18 protein-coding genes, 1 tRNA gene and 1 pseudogene are annotated in these 18,781 nt (G+C 73.0%); 15 read left to right on the forward strand and 5 right to left on the reverse strand.

Annotated features, from left to right (window positions below):
- Nucleotides 1-24 precede the first annotated feature (24 nt).
- Nucleotides 25-579: a hypothetical protein gene (locus H7827_RS20955; protein WP_376046182.1), complete on the forward strand. Its 555-nt coding sequence runs from the start codon at nucleotides 25-27 to the stop codon at nucleotides 577-579.
- Between the two features lie 49 nt (nucleotides 580-628).
- The gene (locus tag H7827_RS20960) at nucleotides 629-1,714 is read left to right on the forward strand and encodes a hypothetical protein (protein ID WP_432746924.1); all 1,086 of its coding nucleotides are present in this window, start codon (nucleotides 629-631) and stop codon (nucleotides 1,712-1,714) included.
- Here H7827_RS20960 and H7827_RS20965 read toward each other — a convergent pair.
- Nucleotides 1,671-2,870 carry a M48 family metallopeptidase gene (locus tag H7827_RS20965; protein ID WP_432746925.1) on the reverse strand — a complete coding sequence of 400 codons (1,200 nt, stop codon included), beginning with the start codon at nucleotides 2,868-2,870 and terminating at the stop codon, nucleotides 1,671-1,673. The two genes, H7827_RS20960 and H7827_RS20965, sit on opposite strands and share 44 nt — an antisense overlap.
- Nucleotides 2,871-3,022: 152 nt before the next feature.
- On the opposite strand from H7827_RS20965, the gene H7827_RS20970 reads away from it, so the two are divergent.
- From H7827_RS20970 to H7827_RS21025, 12 genes are all read left to right on the forward strand, one after another.
- Nucleotides 3,023-3,178, forward strand: coding sequence for a hypothetical protein (locus H7827_RS20970; protein ID WP_168222754.1), 156 nt, complete (start codon nucleotides 3,023-3,025; stop codon nucleotides 3,176-3,178).
- A gap of 33 nt (nucleotides 3,179-3,211) precedes the next feature.
- Complete coding sequence (gene nadD / locus H7827_RS20975; protein ID WP_386536213.1) at nucleotides 3,212-3,847, forward strand: nicotinate-nucleotide adenylyltransferase; 636 nt, start codon at nucleotides 3,212-3,214, stop codon at nucleotides 3,845-3,847.
- Nucleotides 3,848-3,877: 30 nt separating this feature from the next.
- On the forward strand, nucleotides 3,878-5,662 hold the full coding sequence (locus H7827_RS20980; protein ID WP_432746926.1) for a LytR C-terminal domain-containing protein: 1,785 nt from the start codon (nucleotides 3,878-3,880) through the stop codon (nucleotides 5,660-5,662).
- Nucleotides 5,663-5,808: 146 nt separating this feature from the next.
- Nucleotides 5,809-6,258: a ribosome silencing factor gene (gene rsfS, locus H7827_RS20985; RefSeq protein ID WP_030725733.1), complete on the forward strand. Its 450-nt coding sequence runs from the start codon at nucleotides 5,809-5,811 to the stop codon at nucleotides 6,256-6,258.
- Entirely contained in the window at nucleotides 6,255-6,905 is a 651-nt protein-coding gene (locus tag H7827_RS20990) for a histidine phosphatase family protein (RefSeq protein WP_386536259.1), read from the forward strand. Before rsfS ends, H7827_RS20990 begins: the two co-directional genes overlap by 4 nt.
- A 280-nt stretch (nucleotides 6,906-7,185) precedes the next feature.
- Nucleotides 7,186-7,419: a hypothetical protein gene (locus H7827_RS20995; protein ID WP_030725739.1), complete on the forward strand. Its 234-nt coding sequence runs from the start codon at nucleotides 7,186-7,188 to the stop codon at nucleotides 7,417-7,419.
- A 130-nt stretch (nucleotides 7,420-7,549) separates the two neighbouring features.
- Nucleotides 7,550-7,622, forward strand: a tRNA-Ala gene (locus H7827_RS21000).
- A 224-nt stretch (nucleotides 7,623-7,846) separates the two neighbouring features.
- A complete protein-coding gene (gene leuS, locus H7827_RS21005) occupies nucleotides 7,847-10,708 on the forward strand; it encodes a leucine--tRNA ligase (protein WP_432746927.1) in 2,862 nt (953 codons plus the stop codon).
- Nucleotides 10,709-10,835: 127 nt separating this feature from the next.
- Nucleotides 10,836-11,447, forward strand: coding sequence for a hypothetical protein (locus H7827_RS21010; RefSeq protein WP_432746928.1), 612 nt, complete (start codon nucleotides 10,836-10,838; stop codon nucleotides 11,445-11,447).
- A 23-nt stretch (nucleotides 11,448-11,470) separates the two neighbouring features.
- Nucleotides 11,471-12,316, forward strand: coding sequence for a DegV family protein (locus H7827_RS21015; RefSeq protein WP_386536199.1), 846 nt, complete (start codon nucleotides 11,471-11,473; stop codon nucleotides 12,314-12,316).
- A 141-nt stretch (nucleotides 12,317-12,457) separates the two neighbouring features.
- Nucleotides 12,458-13,417 carry a ComEA family DNA-binding protein gene (locus H7827_RS21020; RefSeq protein WP_432746929.1) on the forward strand — a complete coding sequence of 320 codons (960 nt, stop codon included), beginning with the start codon at nucleotides 12,458-12,460 and terminating at the stop codon, nucleotides 13,415-13,417.
- Nucleotides 13,404-15,932 carry a ComEC/Rec2 family competence protein gene (locus tag H7827_RS21025; RefSeq protein WP_432746930.1) on the forward strand — a complete coding sequence of 843 codons (2,529 nt, stop codon included), beginning with the start codon at nucleotides 13,404-13,406 and terminating at the stop codon, nucleotides 15,930-15,932. The genes H7827_RS21020 and H7827_RS21025 overlap by 14 nt, the downstream gene beginning before the upstream one ends.
- Before the next feature lie 333 nt (nucleotides 15,933-16,265).
- Here the strand turns inward: H7827_RS21025 and H7827_RS21030 are convergent, their stop codons facing one another.
- From H7827_RS21030 to H7827_RS21045, 4 genes and pseudogenes are all read right to left on the reverse strand, one after another.
- Nucleotides 16,266-16,727 carry a prevent-host-death family protein gene (locus H7827_RS21030; RefSeq protein WP_432746931.1) on the reverse strand — a complete coding sequence of 154 codons (462 nt, stop codon included), beginning with the start codon at nucleotides 16,725-16,727 and terminating at the stop codon, nucleotides 16,266-16,268.
- Nucleotides 16,728-16,769: 42 nt separating this feature from the next.
- On the reverse strand, nucleotides 16,770-17,066 hold the full coding sequence (locus H7827_RS21035) for a pyridoxamine 5'-phosphate oxidase family protein (protein ID WP_432746932.1): 297 nt from the start codon (nucleotides 17,064-17,066) through the stop codon (nucleotides 16,770-16,772).
- A gap of 64 nt (nucleotides 17,067-17,130) precedes the next feature.
- Nucleotides 17,131-17,331, reverse strand: a pseudogene (locus H7827_RS21040) (helix-turn-helix domain-containing protein); the annotation flags it as partial.
- 110 nt (nucleotides 17,332-17,441) lie between these two features.
- A complete protein-coding gene (locus tag H7827_RS21045) occupies nucleotides 17,442-17,669 on the reverse strand; it encodes a hypothetical protein (protein ID WP_432748018.1) in 228 nt (75 codons plus the stop codon).
- Nucleotides 17,670-17,743: 74 nt separating this feature from the next.
- Here H7827_RS21045 and holA point away from each other — a divergent pair, with 74 nt between their 5' ends.
- Complete coding sequence (gene holA / locus H7827_RS21050) at nucleotides 17,744-18,733, forward strand: DNA polymerase III subunit delta (RefSeq protein WP_386536187.1); 990 nt, start codon at nucleotides 17,744-17,746, stop codon at nucleotides 18,731-18,733.
- Nucleotides 18,734-18,781 lie beyond the last annotated feature (48 nt).

The following is an 18,781-nucleotide window of genomic DNA, read 5'->3' on the forward strand; positions in this document are numbered from 1 at the left end:
GCCAATCCGCCTACGCTGGGACGCGTGCCGGATGACGTGGGGGGCCTGCCGTTCCCGGACGGAGACAGGCCAGACAGCCAGGAACGCCGCACCGCCGATGAGGTCTTCGCCTCGGTGGTGCTCGACGACGATTTTGTCCAAGCCGCCGAGATCCATGAACCGACCGCCGCCGAGCGCATTCTGTACGCCGCTCTGGAACGCGCCGAGTCGGAGGCCGCCGAGGCCCAGGGCCTGTACGGCGAACACGACGATGACGAGGGGCGCTTCGACCGCTCCGACTATCTGCGCTACCTCCCGCCCGAGGAGGAGGACGAGGACGAGGCCCTCGGCAGCGACTACTCCGTGCCGCCACCCGCCCCCGGCCCCGCTATCGCCGGGCCCGCGCACAGCGGTCCGCCGCCCGCCTGGCGTCCGCTGCGCTGGCAGCGGCCGGTGGCCTGTGTACTCGCCGTGGTGATGGGGATCAGCGTGATCGCCTTCGCCCTCATAGCCGTTCAGCGTTCCGGCGGTGCGGGTGAGCACGGGCAGGACCGTCCGCCCCCGGCCACCGAGCACGACGAGCCGGAGGACGGGCTGTAAGGCGCGATCGGGGGTGCCGGGGCTTCGCCGGTGACCGTACTCTGGTCGGGTGGCCGGGAGTTCGGACCCCGGGGGTGTCCCGGGCAGTGGGGACGAGGAGTACGCGTCGACCGTCTTCGACGAGTCGTTCGTCAATGCGGCACGTCTCCAGGAGTATTCGGCGCGGGAGCGGCTTCAGGACCACAGCACGGCGGTCCGCGATCGCACGCCGCACCGTACGGTGCCCCGGCAGGGGCTGGCGCTCGGCGTGATCATCCTGCTGGCGTTCGCCGCGGCCGTGTACCTGGGCAACAACAACCCGTACGGCCAGGACGGCGGGCACGCCGTTCAGCCGCCGCTGACCACTCTGGTGCCGCTGGCACCCGCCGGGGTGGTGCCGGGCGCGGCGGAGCCGGCGGAGCTGTTCGAGGCCAGTCCGGCGCAGGGGTTCGGCTCCGGTGCGGCCGGGGTGCTGCTGCCCGACGCGCGGGCGACCGCGCACTTCTCGCGCGATCAGGTGTTCACCGCGCTCACGCTGGCCAAGGAGTACATCGTGGCCAGCGCTCTCACCCAGGACGTACTGACCGGGGCCTCGGCCGTGCCCGTACGCGAGTTGCTGGATCCGCAGCAGCGGCGGCAGCTGGACCGGGCGGTGAGCGGCGGGATCGCCGCGGCGCCGCTGACCGCGTGGCTGGTGAGCTTCGATCCGCTGGAGGTGGAACTCGCCGATCCGCAGGTGCGGATCGAGGGCACGTTCGCCTTCACCGAGATCGCCGACGACATGCTCCAGGTGACCGCGCGCCACGTCGCCGTGTACGCGGTGCGGGAGGCCGGTGCCACGCCGCGCGAACCCGGCGAGGAGCCGGGGGAGACGACACTGTTCACGGTGCGGCGCGAGGTGGTCATGCTGTTCGCCGAGGAAGGCCTTCAGGAGCGGACCGTCATCCTGCGCCAGACGGATCTGCTGGCCGGCCCGATGGACTGCGGGGTGGACCCGGACGGTCCGCTGCGGCCGTTGTTGGCGGGGGAGCGGGCCGGGGACTCGCGGCCGGCCGGCACCGATCCGTACACCACCGATGCCGACCACATTCCGCTGTGCGGGGCGCTGGACGCTAAGGCGTTGCCGAACCCGGACTCTGCGGCCCGGGATCTTTAGGACCACCCGCGGTGCCGCCCCCCGCGGTGCCACCCCCTCCGGTACCGCCGCTGCGGCCGGTGGCGAAGTCCCGGAGCCTGCCGCCCAGATCGCTGGCCCCGCCCGCCACGTCCGAGACCAGCTTCATCAGCGGGTCCTTGCTGGACTTGACCGACTGGGCGTAGTGGCCCGCCGATTCCCGGATGGAGCCGCTGACGGAGGCGTCGGCATCCGTGTCGCGGCGCGGGTAGTGCCCGTCCATGATCCGCTGGTAGTCGCGGGTGGCCGCCCACCGGTGCAGCTCGGCGGCCCGGACGGCGGCGAAGGGGTGGGTGCGCGGCAGCACGTTGAGGATCTTGAGCACCGAGTCGCGCAGATCGCCGCCCGCCTCGTACTCCTTGGCCTGTTCGAGGAACGCGTCCACGTTCATGTGGTGCAGATGGTTGCCGCCGGCCAGCTTCATCAGGCCGCGCAGCGAGGCCTGCGGGTCCTGGCCGACGAGCAGCCCGGCGCGGTCGGCGGAGAGTTCGGACTTGCGGAACCATTCGCGCAGCGCCGTGATGATGCCCATGATCGCGATGTTGCCGAGCGGGATCCAGGCCACCCGGACGGCGATGCTGGTGAGGAAGAGCAGGATGGTGCGGTAGACGGCGTGCCCGGACAGGGCGTGGCCCACCTCGTGGCCGATGACGGCGCGCATCTCGTCCTCGTCGAGGAGTTCGACGAGCCCGGTGGTGACCACGATGATGGGCTGCTGCAGGCCGATGCACATGGCGTTCGGCCTGGGGTCCTGGGTGACGTACATCGGCGGGACCGTTTCCAGGTCCAGGATGTCGCAGGCCTCCAGGAGGAGTTGGTGCAGGTGGGCGAACTGCCGCTCGTCGACGCGGACCGAGTCGGACAGGAACATCAGGCGCAGGCTGCGCTCGGGGAGCATGCCGCTCAGCGCCTTGAAGACCGTGTCGAAGCCGGTCAGTTTGCGCAGCGCGACCAGGGCCGAGCGGTCGGCGGGGTGTTCGTAGGCGCGGGACGATATGCCGGGGAAGCGGCGGCGGTTGCGGCCGGGGAGCCGCTCGCGGTTGAGGGCCGCGGGGTCGGGCGTCGCTGCCCCGTGGCCGTCGCCGCCGTCACTCCCCTGGCCGTCGTTCCCGTTGTTCGAGCCGGTGTCGTCGCTCATCGGGCCCCCTTGTGAAGTCTGTGTTCGTCGGCTCCGGACGTGGCTCTGTCCACCGCATCGCATCGGGAGCGGTGGGGGCAAGAGGCCGCCACGGACGCGTCCGCTTACGATGAGCCTACGTCCCAGCCGTCTCGTTCCGGATAGGTCCGTTCATGAACCTGCCCAGCAGCACCGCCGAAGCCCTCACTACGCTCGCGAGCGAAGGCGGCCCGCACGACAGCCTCAACGCGTACTTCATCGGTGGTGGCGCGCTCGCGGCGCTGCTGCTGCTCCTGTGGATCACCACCCGCCTCAACCGCGACCGCTGAGCCTCACGGCCCCGAAGCAGTTAAGGTCCGCTCATGGCAGACGGGATAACCCCCGGGAGGCGGCGGCTCGGCGTGATGGGCGGGACGTTCGATCCGGTCCATCACGGCCACCTGGTCGCCGCCAGTGAGGTGGCGGCCCGGTTCCACCTCGATGAGGTCGTCTTCGTGCCGACCGGGCAGCCGTGGCAGAAGGAGCACCGGCAGGTCTCGGCCGCCGAGGACCGGTATCTGATGACGGTCATCGCGACCGCGTCCAATCCGCAGTTCTCGGTCAGCCGCATCGACATCGACCGCGGCGGCAAGACGTACACCATCGACACGCTGCGCGACCTGCGGGCACAGCACCAGGACGCGGATCTTTTCTTCATCACCGGCGCGGACGCGCTCGCCCAGATCCTGACCTGGCGGGACGCCCCCGAGCTGTTCTCGCTCGCCCACTTCATCGGCGTCACCCGGCCGGGGCACACCCTCACCGATCCGGGGCTGCCGAACGGCGGGGTCTCCCTGGTGGAGGTGCCCGCCCTGGCGATCTCCTCCACCGATTGCCGCGAGCGGGTCGCCCGTGGCGATCCGGTCTGGTATCTCGTGCCGGACGGGGTGGTGCGCTACATCAACAAGCGCGCCCTCTACCGGGACGGGGACTCCGAGCTTCCGGAGCGGACAGGCTGAACCGGCTGAGGGACTGAAGGGGCGGCACGGGTGAACGACCGACAGGATCCGTACGGGCAGATCTACGGCTATGACGAGTACGGGCGCCCCCTGTACCAGCCGGCCCCCGGATCCCCGGGGCAGCAGCAGGAACCGCAGCAGGAGCAGTACTACCCGCAGCAGTACCAGCAGCCGCAGCAGGACCAGTCGGGTTATCAGCAGACGGACTACCAGCAGTCCGGTTACCAGCAGTCGGGTTATCCCTCGTCGGACTACCAGCAGCCGGGCTACGGGTACGACCCGTACCAGCAGCAGTACCCGGGGTACGACGGCTACCAGCAGGACTCCTACGACTGGGGGAGCGGGCAGCAGCCACGGGTCACCGACGAGCCCGGCTACCCGGCGTACGGGACCGGCGAGCAGCCGGCCGTCGACGCGGCGCCGGCGGGCGCGGTGCCCCAGCAGCGGCAGCCGGAGACCGGGGCGGGGGCTGATCCGGAGCCGGAGCCGTCTCCCGGCGCGGACGGCGGGCCGGAACCGCGGGCCGGGGGCGATGACCGGGCCGGGGACGATGACGCCGAGGCCAAGGAGTACGCCACCGAGCAGTTCGCCTTCATCGAGGAGGAGGACGCCGGTTCGGAAGACGTCATCGACTGGCTGAAGTTCAGCGAGAGCCGCACCGAGCGCCGCGAGGAGGCCAAGCGGCGCGGCAGGGGCCGGGTGCGGCTGCTGGTGATCGTCCTGGTGCTGGCGCTGATCGGCTCGGTCGGGGCGCTGTGGGCGACCGACCGGCTGCCGTTCCTGTCGGGCCCCGGCGGGGACGACGGGGGGTCTGCGGTGGCCGAGAAGCGCGATGTGATCATCGTGCATCTGCGGGAGCTGGACGGGGAGACCGCGTCCACCGCGCTGCTGGTCGCCAATGAGACGACGGGCGGCGGGTACACCGTGCTGCTGCCCGGCGATCTGACCATCACCCCGGACGGCGGCACCACCACGCTGGGCCAGGCCGTGACCCAGGAGGCCGCCGGATCGGTCCGGGAGGCGGCGGGCGATCTGCTCGGCGCCGACATCAAGGGGACCTGGCGGCTCGGCAGCCCGTATCTGGAGACGCTCGTCGACCTGCTGGGCGGGATCACCATCACCACCGACGCCGAGGTGCCGGGCAAGAAGGACGACGAGCCGCTGGTGCCGCTGGGCGAGAACGTGTCGCTGAGCGGCGAGGCCGCGGTCGCCTACGTGACGTACCGGGAGCCCGAGGAGCCGGAGAACGCGCGCCTGGAACGCTTCGGGCAGGTGCTGGCCGGGATGCTGGCCAAGATGCCGACGGGGGCCGAGGGCGCCACCCGGACCATTCACGCGGTCGGGCTGATCGCGGACCCCTCGCTGTCCGAGGAGGAGCTGGCGCTGAGCCTGGCCCAGCTCGGCGGATACGCGCAGGACGACGCGTACGAGACCCTGCTGCTGCCGGTGGAGAGCGACGGCACGCTGAGCACCGAGACGGCCGAGGGCCTGGTGCTGGACGTGCTGGGCGGCACGGTCGTCAACGCCGACCCGGGCGCGGCGCTGCGGATCTCGGTCACCGACGCGACCGGCAGCGAGGCGGGCGGGGAAACCGCCCGGGTGGCCCTGATCAACGGTGGTTTCTCGGTCGTCGACAGCCGTACGGCGCCGGAGCCGGGGGAGACCTCGCGGATCACGTACCGGGCGGAGGAGCACCGGGAGACGGCGGTGGAGGCCGCCAGGACGCTGGGGCTGCCGGAGGACGTGGTGGAGGCGGGCGACGGCGCGCCGAACGCCGATGTGACGATCGTGCTGGGCGAGGACTACGGGGAGTAGGCGCGGTAGCGGTGGGTGACAGGCTCAGGGGTAAACCGGGCTGAGCCTGTCAGTGGGCCGTGAGACCCTTGGGGGGACATCGTCGGAGAAATCCGCTGACGCTGCCGAACCACCACTGCCGCCGTAACGATGGAGAAGCTTCGCCTGTGACCGCAACGGATCGCGCCACCGAGCTGATCGAGGCCGCCGCCCAGGCCGCGGCCGACAAGCTGGCGCACGACATCATCGCCTACGACGTCAGTGACGTCCTCGCCATCACCGACGCCTTCCTGCTCGCCTCCGCGCCCAACGACCGGCAGGTCAAGGCCATCGTCGAGGGCATCGAGGAGACGCTGAACAAGGAGCTGGGCGCCAAGCCGGTGCGCCGCGAGGGCGAGCGCGACGGCCGCTGGGTGCTGCTGGACTACGTCGACATCGTGGTGCATGTGCAGCACGCCGAGGAGCGCGTCTTCTACGCGCTGGAGCGGCTGTGGAAGGACTGCCCGCAGCTGGAACTGCCCGAGGACGCCAAGGCGACCCGGGGCAAGGCCGCCGCGCACGCCGGAGAGGCGGGCCCGGCGGACGAGGGCCTGGCACCCGGCGGTGAGTTCAGCTGAGCGCCGCGCGGAGCCACGGACGGCGGATCGTCCTGTGGCGGCACGGCCAGACCGCCTGGAACCTGGAGAACCGCTTCCAGGGCACCTTGGACATCGAGCTGACCGAGACCGGCGTGGCCCAGGCCAAGCGGGCCGCGCGGCTGCTGGCCGGGCTGTCGCCGCACACGATCATCGGCTCCGACCTGCGGCGTACGGTGGCCACCGCCGCCGAGCTCTCGGCCGTCACCGGACTGCCGGTCGCCCATGACGAGGCGCTGCGCGAGACGTACGCCGGCGAGTGGCAGGGGCTGACGCACGAGGAGATCAAGGCCCGCTTCGGCGAGCAGTACGCGGCGTGGAAGCGCGGCGAGCCGGTGCGGCGCGGCGGCGGCGAGCTGGAGACCGAGGTCGCCGACCGGGCGGCGCCACTGGTGGAGCGCACGGCGGAGAAGCTGCCGCCGGGCGGGGTCCTGGTGGTCGTCAGCCACGGCGGGACGATCCGGACCACCATCGGCCGGCTGCTCGGCCTCGCGCCGGCCACCTGGGAGGCGCTGGGCGGGCTCGCCAACTGCTCCTGGTCGGTGCTGGGCGAGAGCGAGCGCGGCTGGCGGCTGCTGGAGCACAACGCGGGTTCGCTGCCGGAGCCGGTCATCGGCGACGACGTCTGAGACGACGTCTGACAGGCGGCGGGACCCGAGGGGGAACGGCAGCGCCGGGGCGACCCGGCGGCGGGTGTGGCACGGGCGTCGGCGGGTAGCCGACGCCCGTACGGCTTGGTGGGCACGTGCGGCGCGGGCGGCGAGGGTGACGCCGATCTCGAAAGCGTCTCCCTTCGCTCACGACGTGTGACGCGGGACTTATTCGCCGGGGTCCCGCGTGGCACAATCGGAAGGCGTCGGGCGAGGGGTCCCCGGCTTGGCCTGTCCGGCGTTGACGGAGGCGTTTCCCTTGGGTGCCCACAGCAGGAAGTGCGACTGGTGCGGCTGCGGTACGCCCATCGTCCGTGATCTCCAGCCCGTGAACACGGACTATCAGTACTGGTGCGTGGAGTGCGCGCGGGCGCTCATCATCAAGGGCGACCCGATCGAGGTGTACCGGGAGCTGGAGGGCGAGCCGATCTATGGCCGGCTGCTGGACGAGCACTGTGCGCTGAAGCGGTTCTACTCCTTCGCGAGTGCCTGATGAACCCCCGGACGGCGGGCGGCCGCAGCCGATTTGGCAAACCACCCCGGTGAGTGTGTAGAGTAAGGGCATCGCCGCAAGGGGCCGGAAGGGAAACCGGAAGGAAGCCCGGCGGGGAACAACAGAACAAGGGGCTATAGCTCAGTTGGTAGAGCGCTTGCATGGCATGCAAGAGGTCTGGAGTTCAATTCTCCATAGCTCCACAATCACCAAGCGGGTCATCCAGTTGATGGATGACCCGCTTTCGGTTTGTCCCCGTGCGGTATTCTGAGGCCATGCGTGCCGTACGCCTTCTGCTTAGCCGGCCGCGCTGAGTCACCGCCGGTCCCGCCGCTGAGCCGGGCCCGGAATCGGCGCGGCGACCCCCTCCTGTGCGAGGGGTTTTTTCATGGCGCGGCAGAGACGACCCGATGGAGCTTCGAGGACCATGAGCGAGACACAGAAGTACGACGCCGCCCTGGCAGCGGACATCGAGGCACGCTGGCAGGACTGGTGGGAGCAGCACGGCACGTACCGCACGCCCAACCCCTCGGGCGACCTGGCGGATGACCCGGCGCAGGCGGCCCGGCCCAAGAAGTTCATCATGGACATGTTTCCGTACCCCTCGGGCGCGGGCCTGCACGTGGGGCATCCGCTGGGCTACATCGCCACCGACGTGTACGCCCGCTTCCTGCGGATGAGCGGCCACAACGTCCTGCACACGCTGGGGTACGACGCGTTCGGCCTGCCCGCCGAGCAGTACGCCGTGCAGACCGGCACCCACCCGCGGGTGTCCACCGAGACGAACATCGAGAAGTACGAGGCGCAGCTGCGGCGGCTGGGCCTGGGGTACGACAAGCGGCGCACCGTCGCCACCATCGACCCGGAGTACTACCGCTGGACGCAGTGGATCTTCCTGCAGATCTTCAACTCCTGGTACGACACCGGCGCCGGCCGTGCCCGGCCCATCGCCGAGCTGGTCGCCGAGTTCGAGGCCGGCACCCGGCAGACCCCGGACGGGCAGCCGTGGAGCGAGCTGACGGCGGCGCAGCGGGCCGACGTGCTGACCGGGTACCGGCTGGCGTACGCCTCCGACGCGCCCGTCAACTGGTGCCCCGGTCTGGGCACGGTGCTGGCCAACGAGGAGGTGACCGCCGACGGTCGCTCCGAGCGCGGCAACTTCCCGGTCTTCAAGTCCAAGCTGCGCCAGTGGAACATGCGGATCACCGCCTACGCCGACCGGCTGGCGGATGACCTGGACACGGTGGACTGGCCCGAGGCGATCAAGCTGCAGCAGCGCAACTGGATCGGCCGCTCGGAGGGCGCGCGGGTCGACTTCCAGGTGGGCGAGCCGGGAGACGGGGGCGCGGTCACGGTCTTCACGACGCGTCAGGACACGCTGTTCGGCGCCACCTACATGGTACTGGCGCCCGAGCACCACCTGGTCGACGCGATCGTGCCGGCCGCGTGGCCGCAGGGCACCCACGCGGTGTGGACGGGTGGGCACGCCACGCCTGGCGCGGCGGTGGCCGCGTACCGCAAGCAGGCGGCGGCCAAGTCGGACGTGGAGCGGCAGGCGGACGCCAAGGTCAAGACCGGGGTGTTCACCGGCGCGTACGCCACCAACCCGGTCAACGGCGAGCGCGTTCCCGTGTTCATCGCCGACTACGTGCTGATGGGCTACGGCACCGGCGCGATCATGGCCGTGCCGGCGCACGACAGCCGGGACTTCGCCTTCGCGCGCGCCTTCGAGCTGCCGATGCGCTGCGTGGTGGAGCCCACGGACGGGCGGGGCACGGACCCGGCCGAGTGGGACGACGCGTTCAACGCCAAGGACGCGCGGCTGATCAACTCGGCCTCCTCCGAGGTGTCGCTGGACGGGCTGGGGGTCGAGGACGCCAAGGCGGCGATCACGGCGTGGCTGGCGGACCGCGGCCTGGGCGAGGGCACCGTCAACTACCGGCTGCGTGACTGGCTGTTCAGCCGGCAGCGGTACTGGGGCGAGCCGTTCCCCATCGTGTACGACGAGGACGGCATCGCGCACGCGCTGCCCGCCTCCCAGCTGCCGCTGGAACTGCCGGAGGTGGACGACTACACGCCGCGCACCTTCGACCCGCAGGACGCCGACACCCAGCCCGAGACGCCGCTGTCCCGCAACGAGGAGTGGGTGCACGTCACCCTGGACCTGGGGGACGGGCGCGGCCCGCAGCGCTACCGGCGCGAGACCAACACCATGCCCAACTGGGCCGGCTCCTGCTGGTACCACCTGCGCTACCTGGACCCGCACAACAGCGAGCGGCTGGTGGACCCGGAGATCGAGCGCTACTGGATGGGCCCGCGCGAGGGCATGCCCACCGGGGGCGTGGACCTGTACGTCGGCGGAGCCGAGCACGCGGTGCTGCACCTGCTGTACGCGCGGTTCTGGCACAAGGTGCTGTTCGACCTGGGACACGTGTCCTCGGCCGAGCCGTACCACAAGCTGTTCAACCAGGGCATGATCCAGGCGTACGTCTACCGTGACGCGCGCGGCTTCCCGGTGCCCGCCGCCGAGGTGGAGGAGCGCGAGGGCGGCACGTACTGGTGGGGCGGCGAGCAGGTCACCCGCGAGCTGGGCAAGATCGGCAAGTCGCTGAAGAACGCCATCTCGCCCGACGACATCGCCGCGCAGTACGGCGCGGACACGCTGCGCCTGTACGAGATGGCGATGGGGCCGCTGGACGTCTCGCGGCCGTGGGAGACACGGGCGGTCGTCGGGCAGTACCGGCTGCTGCAGCGGCTGTGGCGCAACGTGCTGGACGAGACCACCGGCGCCGTGACGGTGACGGAGGACGCGCCGGACGAGGACATGCTGCGGGCCGTGCACCGGGCGATCGACGGGGTGACCCGCGATCTGCAGGGGCTGCGCTTCAACACTGCCATCGCCAAGATCACCGAGCTGAACAACTACGTGACCAAGCGGGGCGGGGCCGTTCCGCGCCAGGTCGCGGAGACCCTGGTGCTGCTGACGGCGCCGCTGGCCCCGCACATCGCCGAGGAGCTGTGGCACCGGCTGGGGCACGAGGGCGGCAGCGTCGCGCACGCGGACTTCCCGGTCGCCGATCCCGCGTACGTGGTCGAGGAGACGGTCACGTGCGTGGTGCAGGTGAAGGGGAAGGTGAAGGCGCGGCTGGAGGTGCCGCCGGGGATCGACGACGCCGAGCTGGAGGCGCTGGCACTGGGCGATCCCGGTGTCGTCGCGGCGCTGGGCGGGGCCGGGGTGCGCAAGGTGATCGTGCGGGCGCCGAAGCTGGTGAACATCGTTCCCGCGTGAGCGGCTGAGCGACGGGTGCGGGGCGGGATCCGGGTTTCTTCCGGGTCCGGCCCCGTCCCCAATTCGGGGGCGGTCCGCCTAGGCTGGTGGCCAGGACTGTGTGTGGCACGGATGTGTGGAGGGCGGGATGGAGATCGCTGTCGCGGTGATGGTGCTGACCTTCCTGGTGTTCGTGGCACTGGCGGTCCGCACGGTGCGGTCGGTGAAACGGCGGGCCGAGCGGGCGGGGCGGGAGCTGCGCCAGAAGGTGAACCGCACGGTCTCGGAGGCCACCCTGGCGGCCCGCGCTGTGCAGCCCGGGGTGATCGGGGAGGCCGCGCGGACCCGCAGGGAACTGCGCTCGGCGCTGGACGGCACCCGGGGCGTGCTGCGGGCGGGGGCGGCGGACGATCCGGCGCTGCGCGAGTCGCTGGCGCTGCTTGACCAGCTGTACGGGCACGCACGGCAGCTGGACGGGGAGCTGGAGACGCTGGTGGCGGGCGACCCGGACCGGGGGTGGGTGGCGTCCCGGCTGCCCGCGCTGCGGGAGCGGGCCCAGCGCATCGTACGGTCGGCCGACTCGCTGCGGCGGGCGGCCCTGGAACGGGCGCACCGGCACGACGCGGACGCGCTGAACGCGCTGCACGAGCAGATCGCGGTGGAGGCCAGCGCGCTGCGCCACTGGGCGCCCGCGGCGCAGCCTGAGCCCGGCATCGAGGGCGGTGTCGAGGGTGGCAAGGGGCCGCAGGAGCACCGGTAGGGACGTCCGCTAATCTCCGGACCATGCCCCGATCTGTCGCCATCGTCACCGATTCCACCGCCTATCTGCCGCCGGCGGAGCTGACGCGGCACGCGATCACCTCCGTCCCGCTGACGGTGGTGCTGGGCGGCGAAGCCGTGCCGGACGGTACGCCGGAGGCGGCGCGGCGGCTGGAGCGGGCGCTGCGCGAGCGGCTGCCGGTGACCACCTCCCGGCCCAGCCCCGAGACGTTCGCGGCGGCGTATCGGCGGGCGGCCGAGGAGGGTGCGGAGGCCGTGGTCTCGCTGCACCTGTCGGCCGAGATCTCCGGGACGTACGACGCGGCGGTGCTGGCGGGCCGGGACGCGCCGCTGCCGGTGCGGGTGGTGGACAGCGGCATGGCCACCATGGCGCTGGGGTTCAGCGTGCTGGCGGCCGCCGAGACGGCGGAGGCGGGCGGCTCGGCGGACGAGGCGGTGGCGGCGGCGGTCAAGCGGGCCCAGTCGACGCGGGCGTACTTCTACGTGGACACCCTGGAGCATCTGCGCAGGGGCGGGCGGATCGGTGCGGCGCAGGCGCTGCTGGGGTCCGCGCTGGCGGTGAAGCCGCTGCTGGAGCTGGTGGAGGGGCGGATCGAGCCGCTGGAGAAGGTCCGCACGGCGGGGAAGGCGATCGCGCGGCTGGAGGAACTGGCCGTCGGTCACGCGGGTCTTGGCCCGGTGGAGGTCGCGGTGCACCATCTCGCGGCGGAGGAACGGGCGGTGGCGCTCGCCGAGCGGCTGCGGGAGCGGATCCCGGGGGTGGAGGACGTGCAGGTGAGTGAGGTGGGCGCGGTGATCGGTGCGCACACCGGGCCGGGGCTGCTGGGGGCTGTGGTCGCCCCGAAGTAGGCGGGCCGATGGGCGCTGGTGGGGGTGAGGGGCGGGCGGTCGTCACTCACATGAGTGACGGAGTTATCCACAGGTGCCGGGTTGTCCACAGAATCCGGCGCTGTTCCCCGCTGCTGGGGGAATGTCCGTACGGTCCTGCCCATGGAGATCGACAGCGGGAAGACGAGCAGGTCCGGGGCCGGTAGGGGGATTCGGGGCGGCAAGAGGGCGGCCGCCAGCAGGCGCCCGGGGGCGGGCCGGCCGCCGAACGCGGACGCGCCGGGCGCCCGGCGGCGGGCGGGCGAGCTGTTCCCCCGGGAGGTGAGCCGGGCCACCGGGACGGCGGGGCCTCCGCTGCCGGATGTCGGGGCGGCGGGCGCCCGGGTGCTGTCCAGGGCACCGGCGGAGCCGGATCCGCCGCCGCCACGGGAGGCGCCGGGCGGGGCACCGCTGCCGTGGCGGGTGCGGTTACGGCTGGCCCTGCTGGACCGCTGCGCCGTGGAACCACGCACGCTGGCGGCGCTGGCCGTGGTGCTGGTGGTGGCGGCCGGATTCGCCGCGCACCACTACTGGAGCGGCCGGCCGCGTACCGTCACGGCGAGCACGGAGCTGGTCGCCCTGCCGTCTCCGGCCGCGCCCGAGGCCGGGTTGGGGGAGAACACCGGGGCGGGGGAGGCGGCCGGCCAGGAGAGCGACCCGGTCACGCTCGTCGTCGACGTGGCGGGTGAGGTACGCAGCCCCGGGCTGCAGACCCTGGCCGCCGACGCGCGGGTGGCGGACGCGGTCGAGGCGGCCGGCGGGGTGCTGCCCGGCACGGACACGGACGGTCTCAACCGGGCCAGGGCACTGAGCGACGGCGAACAGGTCCTGGTCGGTGTCACTCCCGAGCCGTTCGCCGCCGACGGAGCGGCGGCCGTTGCCGGGGTGGGCGGGCCGGTGAGTCTCAACACCGCCACCTCGGAGCAGTTGCAGACGCTGCCGGGCGTCGGCCCGGTCCTCGCCGGCAACATCATCGGCTACCGCGAACAGCACGGCGGCTTCAGCTCCGTCGACCAACTGCTCGACGTCTCCGGCATCGGCGAACGCCGGCTGAGCGATCTGGAATCCCGTGTCACCCTCTGAGCTCCCCGCCCCGCGGAAGGCACCCGCCACGGGGCAGGACGGCCGGGAGCCCCCGGCGGTGGGGGATGTGGGCAAGGTGGCCGGGACGGAACCGGCAGGTTCCCGTCGCGGCTTCCTGCCCTCCGGAGCGCTGGCGGCCGCCGGCGGCGACGGCGGGGACCGGACGGCGGACCTGCGGTTGGTGGCCCCGGCCGTCGCCGCGTGGGCGGCCGCCGCGCTCGCCCTCGGCGGGCCGCTGCCGTGGGCCCTGGGCGGGGCGGCCGGCGCGGTCGGGCTGGCCCTGGCGGTGCTGCTGTGCTCCCGCTCGGGGGTGTGGGTGGCGGTGGCCATGGCACTGCTCTCGGCCGGAGCCGGGGCGGTGGTGGCCGCGCTGCACGGCGCGGCGGTACGGGGCAGCCCGCTCGCGCAGTCGATCGGGGAACGGGCCACCGTCGAGGTGGAGATCAGCGGCGACCCGAAGGTGGCCGCGAACCGACGGGGGGAGGTGATCGTGCTGACGGGGGAGGCGGAAGGCGGTGGCCCCGTCGTGCTGGTGGCCGCCCCGGCGGCCGAACACCGGGCGGAGTGGGCCGCGTTGCTGCCCTCCACCCGCGTGCTGGTCGAGGCCAGGACGGGTGAGCCGATGCCCGGCCGGGAGAGCGAGTTCGCGGCCGTGCTGAAAGTCCTGGGGGACGGGCCGCCCCTGTTCACGGCCGCGCCGAGCGGCCCCCAGCGGTTCGCCGGAGCGCTGCGTCAGTCGCTGCGCGAGGCCACGGACGGTCTGCCGCCCGATGCCCGGGCCCTGGTGCCGGCGCTGGTCATCGGGGACGCCTCCCGGATCACCCCGGAACTGCGGGAAGCCGTCCAGGCGACCGACCTGACGCACATCATCGTCGTCAGCGGCGCCCATCTGGCGATTGTGCTGTTCGTCCTGATCGGGCCCGCGGGGACGGCCGCGCGGGCCGAGCGCGGTGGTCTGGCCGGGCGGCTGGGGATCGGGCTGCGGACCACCGCCGTGCTGGGCGGCGGGCTGCTCGTGGGGTTCGTTCTCATCTGCCGACCGGGCCCCAGCGTGCTGCGGGCCGCCGTCTGCGGCGGGATCGCGCTGCTCGCCATCGCCACCGGCCGGCGCCGCTCACTGCTGCCCGCGCTGGCCGCCGCCGCCCTGCTGCTGATCCTCCATGATCCCACCCTGGCCCGCTCCTTCGGGTTTCTGCTGTCGGTGCTGGCCACCGGCGCGCTGCTCGTCCTCGCGCCCCGGTGGAGCGCGGCCCTGCGGCGGCGCGGAGTGCCCGGGCGGCTGGCGGAAGGGTTGGCTGCGGCCGGGGCCGCGCAGGCGGTGTGCGCGCCGGTGGTCGCCGTTTTCACGGAGCGGATGAGCCTGGTGGCGGTGCCGGCGAACCTGCTGGCCGAACTCGCCTTCGCCCCCGCCCTGGTGGCGGGCTGGGCGGCCCTGGTGTGCGCGCCGGTGGCCATGCCCCTCGCCCAGGCGCTGGCCTGGCTGGCGGGCTGGCCCGCCGGGGCGATCGCCCTGATCGCCCGCACCGGGGCCGGGCTGCCGGGCGCCGAACTGGCCTGGCCGGGCGGCTGGGCCGGGGCGGCGCTGCTCGGGGTGCTCACCGTGGCGGTGGTGGCGCTGCTGCGCCGGGCCCTGCGGCGGCCGGCGCTGCGGGCCGGTTGTGCCCTGCTGTTGCTGGCGGCGGTGCTGCGGCCCGCCCCGGTGGAGGGGCTGACCCGGGCACTGAGTGGCTGGCCGCCGGCGGGCTGGCGGCTGGTGGTGTGCGACGTGGGGCAGGGGGACGCTCTGGTGCTCGCGGCCGGAGCGGGGTCCGCTGTGGTGGTGGACGCGGGTCCTGATCCGGTGGCGGTGGACCGCTGTCTGCGGGAGCTGGGCGTGCGGCACATCCCGCTGCTGGTGCTCAGCCACTTCCACGCCGACCATGTCGCCGGGCTGCCCGGGGTGTTGCGGGGCCGCACGGTGGACGCGATCCACACCTCACCGGTACGGCGGGACGCCGACCAGGCGGAGTTCGTGGCACGCACCGCCGCCGAGGAGGGCGTTCCGGTGCTGCCGGTGGCCGAGGGCGCCGGGGCAGCGGTGGGGGAGGAGCTGAGCTGGGAGGTGCTGTGGCCGCCGGCGGACGCGGCGGAGCACGGGTACGGGGCCAACGACGCGAGCGTGACGCTGCGGGTGCGGACCGGCGGGCTGACCGTTCTGCTGCCGGGCGACCTGGAGCCGCCGGCCCAACGGCGGCTGCTCGCCGCGCATCCGGGGCTGGGCGAGGTGGCGGTGCTCAAGGTCGCGCACCATGGTTCGGGCGAACAGTACGGGCCGCTGCTGGAGCGGCTGCGGCCCCGGCTGGCGCTGGTCCCGGTCGGTGCGGACAACGGCTACGGCCATCCGGCCGCGCCCACCCTCGACGCTCTTGAGGCCGTCGGCGCGACGGTCCTGCGCACGGATCTGCACGGCGCCCTGGCCGTGGTCGAGGGCCGGTCCGGGCCTGAAGGCATCATCCGGCGCGGTCGGTGTCCCTGAGGTGCCGGGGGGAGGCGTACACGAGGTGAACGGTGCGGCGGTCCTCGTCCACCAGATAGCGGACCCGGCCGCCAGAGGTCACCTCGTACTCCCACTGGGGGAGTTCCCGGCCTCCCAGCACACCGGTGGCCAGCCGGCCACGTAACTGATGCTGGCGATCCGGGTCGTGATGCGAGGCCGGACGGAGCCGGAGGCTCTCGTAGCAGCGCCGGGAGTTTCCCGGGGCCTCGGCGCACAGCTCGCCTCAGCCCTTCGCGGCCTCGTTGGTGGCGAACCTCAAGCGCCATTCGTCGCCGATGGCGGGCGGGGCGACCTCGTCGCCGCGCTTGGGTGTCACGGGGCAGGCACCTCGCCGTGGTCCTCGTCGGGCAGGGGGCGGGTGAGCTGTGCGGTCAGCTCCGGGTCCGCCAGGATGCGCGCGGTGGCGCGCCACTCCACGATCACCCGGTGCAGGTTGACGTGCACGTCGAGTTCGGCGACATCACTGGTGGCGGCGATGAGTTCGGTGGCGAACTCGCGGCTCTCCGCCGCCGACAGATGGCGGGTCCAGGGGAAGACGGTGGGCAGCGCGCGCCGCACCGCCCGGCTGCCCTCGTCACTGGCCATCAGCGCGCTGATGAGCCGGGCGGTGATCTCGGCGGTCTCCTCGCGCTGCTGGTCGTGGCGCGCTGTGGTGAGAAACATGTCTTCGCCGTCCCGTCGGGTGACGTGCAGGCGCTGGACCTGGTCCAGGGTCTCGGCGACATGCCGCGAATTCTTCGAAAGTTCGGAGAACGACACCGTGGGAGTGGCCATGCCACCAGACAATACTTCGGAATGTATTCCGAAGTCAACTGCTCAGGTCAGCCAGACGCCGTCCTCCATCAGGAGCCGGGCGGAGAGTTCGTTGACCTCGCGCCAGGCGCGCAGGGCGCGGGGGCGGAAGCGCAGGTGGCTCCAGGAGGGGTAGCCGCGGGGGTCCCAATGATGCTTGGCCGCGAAGGCGTCGTGCTCGGCCTCGGGGACCTTGTCGCTCGTGAGGAGTTCGGCGTCGGCCTCGATCAGGACCACGTCGCGGGTGGTGCCCAGCGAGATCACCGCCCGGCCGTTCCGGCCGATGTTGACCGCGGTGGGGTTGGTGGCGCGGGTCGCCATCAGCAGGGTGCTCGCCGTGGCGACCCAGGCGTCCTCGTCCCCGGCCAGCCGGCCGGGCCAGGGCGGGCCGGCGGTGCGGGCGGCTGGAGCGGTCTCGCATCCCGGCCTCGCCCCGCTGCCGGTAGCGGCCGGCCCAGCGGGCGGCGGTCGTGTGGCCGACCTGGAAACGTTCGGCGGCCCGCCGTAGTGGCCAGCCGTCTTCGGCGACACACCGGGCCAGCCGCAGCCGTCCTGTCGGTGTCGGCGGGGCATTACGGCGGGACACGAGGGCCCCTTGCAGTCGGCGGTAGATCTCGCAATCCCCACCGAACCCAGAAGGCCGTCACCCGTTCAAGCACCCAACACGCGTGTCACCAACGTCCCGGAACAACACACCTAGGACCGCTCCAGCCAGCCCTCGTGCGCCTCCGCCAGCGCGGCGAGCGCCGCCACGTCCAGGGTGGCCGGGGCCGCTTCCAGGACGACCAGCCACTGGGCGTCCTCCGCGTCGTCCTCGCCGGCCAGGGCCTCCCGCACCAGCCGGGGTTCGCTCGGCAGCGGGAAGTGTTCGATCAGTTCGCCCGCCACCTCCTCGGCCGCGTCGCGGTCGGGCAGTACCAGGATCAGGGTGGTCGCTTCGGTCACCGGCCCATTGTCGCCGCCCGTCCGTGTCAGTGGCGCGTGGGATGCTGGGGGCGATGGCCAGGAAGACGCAGAACACCGCAGACGACCCGCTCGCCGCCCTCACGCTCGCCGTGGGGCAGGAGGAGCTGCTGCTGGACCGCGCCGTGCGGGAGATCACCGCCGCCGCCAGGGCGGTGGACCCCGACACCGACGTGCGGGACCTGGCGCCCGGCGAGTTGCAGCCCGGCACCCTGGCCGAGCTGACCAGCCCTTCGCTGTTCTCCGAGCGCAAGGTGATCGTCGTGCGGGGGGCGCAGGATCTGGGCGCGGATTCGGTCAAGGAACTGAAGTCCTATCTCGCCGACCCCGCCGAGGAGATCACCCTCGTGCTGCTGCACGCCGGTGGGGCCAAGGGCAAGGGGCTGCTGGACGCCGCGCGCAAGGCCGGGGCGCGGGAGGTGCTGTGCCCGAAGATGACCAAGCCGGCCGACCGGTTGACCTTCGTGCGCGGGGAGTTCCGGTCCGCCGGTCGCAGCGCCACCCCCGGCGCCTGCCAGGCACTGGTGGACGCCATCGGCAGTGACCTGCGCGAACTAGCCTCGGCGGTCGCCCAGTTGACCGCCGACGTGGAGGGGGCCATCGACGAGGCGGTGGTGGCCCGCTACTACACCGGCCGGGCCGAGGCGTCCAGCTTCACCGTCGCCGACCGGGCGGTGGAGGGGCGGGCGGCCGACGCGCTGGAGGCGCTGCGCTGGGCGCTGTCCACCGGGGTGGCGCCGGTCCTGGTGACCAGCGCGCTGGCCCAGGGGGTGCGCGCGATCGGCAAGCTGGCCTCGGCCCCCGGCGGCATGCGGCCCGGCGATCTGGCCCGCGAACTGGGCATGCCGCCGTGGAAGATCGACCGGGTGCGGCAGCAGATGCGCGGCTGGTCGGCGGACGGGGTCGGGGTCGCGCTGCGCGCGGTCGCCGAGGCGGACGCCGCTGTCAAGGGGGGTGGCCAGGACCCCGGTTACGCCCTGGAGAAGGCCGTCGTGACCATCGCCAGGGCGGCCCGCACCCGCTGAGCGCCGGGTCCGGGCCCCGGTCCCGGGCCGCGGTCCGTTCCGCCCGGG

Source organism: Streptomyces sp. JH002, assembly GCF_050916115.1.
Lineage (GTDB): Bacteria > Actinomycetota > Actinomycetes > Streptomycetales > Streptomycetaceae > Streptomyces > Streptomyces xiamenensis.

Coding starts and splice junctions, on each gene's coding strand:
- H7827_RS20965 (WP_432746925.1), bottom strand. CDS start 2,870: ATGAGCGACGACACCGGCTCGAACAACGGGAACGACGGCCAGGGGAGT.
- H7827_RS20970 (WP_168222754.1), top strand. CDS start 3,023: ATGAACCTGCCCAGCAGCACCGCCGAAGCCCTCACTACGCTCGCGAGC.
- nadD (WP_386536213.1), top strand. CDS start 3,212: ATGGCAGACGGGATAACCCCCGGGAGGCGGCGGCTCGGCGTGATGGGC.
- leuS (WP_432746927.1), top strand. CDS start 7,847: ATGAGCGAGACACAGAAGTACGACGCCGCCCTGGCAGCGGACATCGAG.
- H7827_RS21010 (WP_432746928.1), top strand. CDS start 10,836: ATGGAGATCGCTGTCGCGGTGATGGTGCTGACCTTCCTGGTGTTCGTG.
- H7827_RS21015 (WP_386536199.1), top strand. CDS start 11,471: ATGCCCCGATCTGTCGCCATCGTCACCGATTCCACCGCCTATCTGCCG.
- H7827_RS21020 (WP_432746929.1), top strand. CDS start 12,458: ATGGAGATCGACAGCGGGAAGACGAGCAGGTCCGGGGCCGGTAGGGGG.
- H7827_RS21030 (WP_432746931.1), bottom strand. CDS start 16,727: ATGGCCACTCCCACGGTGTCGTTCTCCGAACTTTCGAAGAATTCGCGG.
- H7827_RS21035 (WP_432746932.1), bottom strand. CDS start 17,066: ATGGCGACCCGCGCCACCAACCCCACCGCGGTCAACATCGGCCGGAAC.
- holA (WP_386536187.1), top strand. CDS start 17,744: ATGGCCAGGAAGACGCAGAACACCGCAGACGACCCGCTCGCCGCCCTC.